Below are 3,129 nucleotides of genomic sequence, written 5' to 3'. Positions count from 1 at the left end.
TTTAAAGGCAGGGGCTGATTATTTAGTGATTGGTAGACCGATTACAATGGCAGATGATCCTGTTATGGCCTGGAATCGTATTATTGATGAAGTTAGAAGTCACAATGACAAAATGGGGTAATGTTAGCCGAATAACGGTTATCACAATTTTAACTGTTGCCTCTTGCCTCTTGCCTCTTGCCTTACCCACACAAGCGTTACCGAAACGAGAGACAGCTTGCCCCTCTGATATTGAAACCTTAATGACTCGGATGTTAAAAGATTTACCGGGTTACAGCAACCGAGTGGCACAACGCTCTAATATTGGCGATCGCAGTGTGGAGATTTATAATTATATATTAGTGGCAGGTAACCCAGAATTTGAGCCGTTACCCTTGAGTAACTTACAATATGAACCTGAGTTACCGGATGAAACAAAACAGGTTTTTTTTACTACGTTAGAACGACAATATACCCCCACCGAAGCGATTTTATTACAGAATTATTACTGGTTATTTTTAACCCCGACTTCTGAAGGTTGGCGACTGGTTTTATTATTTTCTCAATTAGCTGATTTAGAACAGGGTGATCTCCCTTTACCCCCTCAAGATGCCATGAATGGAGCGATCGGACAAGGGATAAAATTATGGTTAAAAGACTGTCGGGCAGGGGTTTTAAGACGATAATTATTCTATCCAATGTAATACATCTCTAATAATAGACCAGCGCGGTTTTTTGATACTTTGAATATTTCCTTGAACCCAGTAATCATAGAGAGATTGTATGGTTTTATCTTCTTGTTTTAAATCTAACCAAAGATTAATAATATCGGCTAAACTGTGGGCATTTTTAGGTAGCATATACCCGACAGGAATTGATACGATGGGTTGGGGAACGGCTACCCCATTATTGGGATAAAGAATCGTCCACGCTGACGCATTTTCTGCTGGTATAACAATAGCATCAAATTCCTCTGAGTTGACTCCTAATAAATCTCTAATGGTTCGATTAGTAATGGCAACTTCAGCATTAGGTAATAAGCCTTTCAATTTCGCAATATAGTAAGGAACATCGGCAGGAATGGCTAATTGTAAATTATGTTTTTTTTGAAGTTTTTTCCAATTAGTAAAGGGTTCTTTTTTATCGTCTTTAAAAACAAAAGATAACGTTCGTTTAGAAAAAGATTGGGTAAAGGTAACGACTTCCGTTGTTTCTGGTGTCAAAGCCACAGCAGGAATTAATATATCACAGTAATTTCCATTGAGATAAGCAGCAATATCTTCTTTTTTATTGATAGGTTCTTGGAGGGGAAGAAACTCTAATTTTACTCCTAATTCTCTGGCTAAAATATGAATCATTTCTACATCTAAACCGACCAAATTTCCTTGATTATTAAAATAAGAAAAAGGATAATCATCTTGTAAATAACAAGCTCGTAAAAGATGATTAGTTTTGATTTGTTGATATCTAGAACCTTCTGGTTCTTTTGGCTCTAAATTGTTAATCATAGGAGGCGTTTTAAAAACGTTCACAGGTTGAGCATCTCTGACTCTTAATAGTTCCAAATTACTTAACAGTTGATTTTTAGTATAATCACTCGGAAAAAAAGTAGTATAAATAAAATGAATCGATCCTAAAATCAATGCTAATAACAAAATAGAACTAATAGCAAAGTTAATTATTTTCTTTCTTCTAATGACAATTAATCCTTGTATTGCACAAGTGGCTAAAATGCCTAACACAACTGTCTGCATCGCTGCTACTAATACCCCAAAACGAGCGGTAAAAATCTCGACAGTGATATAGAGCGTTAACATATCTGTAGGTATTTTAAACAGATTTAATAAAAAAGTTGTTCCTAAGGTTCCATCTGCAAAAAAAACAGCAATTCCTGTTACTAAAAAACTGGGATATTGAGTCGCTGATAAAGGTGATCCGACATACCAAGCCGCAAAAGGAATAAATCCTAAAGATAGTAATTTTCCCATATTAGGAAAGTTAAAAGAAGCAGGGATTATAACATCCAAGGGTGATTCTTCTTCATCTATTCCACTATCACTAATTTTAATATTGGCAATCAGTTTTTTACTATTATCCACTAAAATCGGAATCACCACTAATAGGTTGGCCGTGGCAAAAGCTGTGGCTAAAGGATTTTTTATACTATTAATAATATCTCTGTATTTAATCGGGGTTAAAACAGTTACTAAACTAGGTAAAATCCAAAAACTTAAGACTAAAGCAATACAGCCTTGTAAGATAATATAAACTTGTAATCGTTCAAAATCCTCAAATCTTAAGGTTCCAGCCGCATTGGCAGCAATAGCAAAAACACCAATTGGTGCTAATTTTGCAACCCATCGAGTGATTAACATTAAACTATCACTGAGTTTACTAAAAACTTCAATAACTGTTGATTTTTCAGGAATAAAAATAAAAGCTAAGCCCACAGCTATACTAAACGTTACCACAGAGGGAATAATCGTATTAGCCATCGCATAAAAAGGATTAGATGGCAAAAATAAATCTAAAAAGTTAATACTCTTTTGGGGTTCGATTAAACTTGCACTAAAAAAAGAAGCTGACTCCCAACTGGGAAAACCAAAAGGAATCAAGATCAAAAACAACAATAGTCAGCATCCATAACGATAATAAAACTATTCCCCCTTTAATAAAAATTCCTTTAGCTGCTGTAAAATCTAATTTACCTAAACCTGAAATTAAAGAAACTAAAATATAGGGAATCACTGGCATTTGAAACAAACGAATATAAGCAATACCAACCCCACCGAAAAACTGATGCCATTTCCCCTAGAAATAGACCTGTTAATATGCCTAAAATAAACCCGATTAATACTTTTAATGCTAAAGTCGATCTAACCGTGTTATAGAGTTTTCTCACGCTTGATTGATCCGAGGTGTAAATAATATTTAGGTAGCGATCGCTTGGGTAGACAATGTAACTAAAATTACTAAATTTACCCCAACCGATCATTTAACTTGAATGACAATGATAGAATAAGTTTTTATATGGATAGACAAAATATAATAATGATTCAACCTTCTGGTGAACAAGAGATCAATCAAGCGTGAGAAAACTCTATAACACGGTTAGATCGACTTTAGCATTAAAAGTATTAATCGGGTTTA

The 3,129-nt window shown here is 34.6% G+C and carries 2 protein-coding genes; one reads left to right on the top strand and one right to left on the bottom strand.

Annotated elements, in window-relative coordinates; all coding sequences use genetic code 11:
• The first annotated feature begins 86 nt into the window (after positions 1 to 86).
• The gene (locus C4E06_RS21755) at positions 87 to 665 is read left to right on the top strand and encodes a hypothetical protein (RefSeq protein ID WP_107666579.1); all 579 of its coding nucleotides are present in this window, start codon (positions 87 to 89) and stop codon (positions 663 to 665) included.
• On the opposite strand, the gene C4E06_RS21750 is transcribed toward C4E06_RS21755, so the two are convergent.
• Positions 666 to 2,600 carry a cation:dicarboxylate symporter family transporter gene (locus C4E06_RS21750; RefSeq protein WP_198648933.1) on the bottom strand — a complete coding sequence of 645 codons (1,935 nt, stop codon included), beginning with the start codon at positions 2,598 to 2,600 and terminating at the stop codon, positions 666 to 668.
• Positions 2,601 to 3,129 lie beyond the last annotated feature (529 nt).

This window comes from Cyanothece sp. BG0011, assembly GCF_003013815.1.
GTDB lineage: Bacteria > Cyanobacteriota > Cyanobacteriia > Cyanobacteriales > Microcystaceae > Crocosphaera.
This window is presented reverse-complemented; position numbering and strand designations above follow the sequence as displayed.

Bases quoted from the DNA above. Each gene is read 5' to 3' on its own strand.
- C4E06_RS21755 (WP_107666579.1), top strand. From the start codon at position 87: ATGAAGTTAGAAGTCACAATGACAAAATGGGGTAATGTTAGCCGAATA.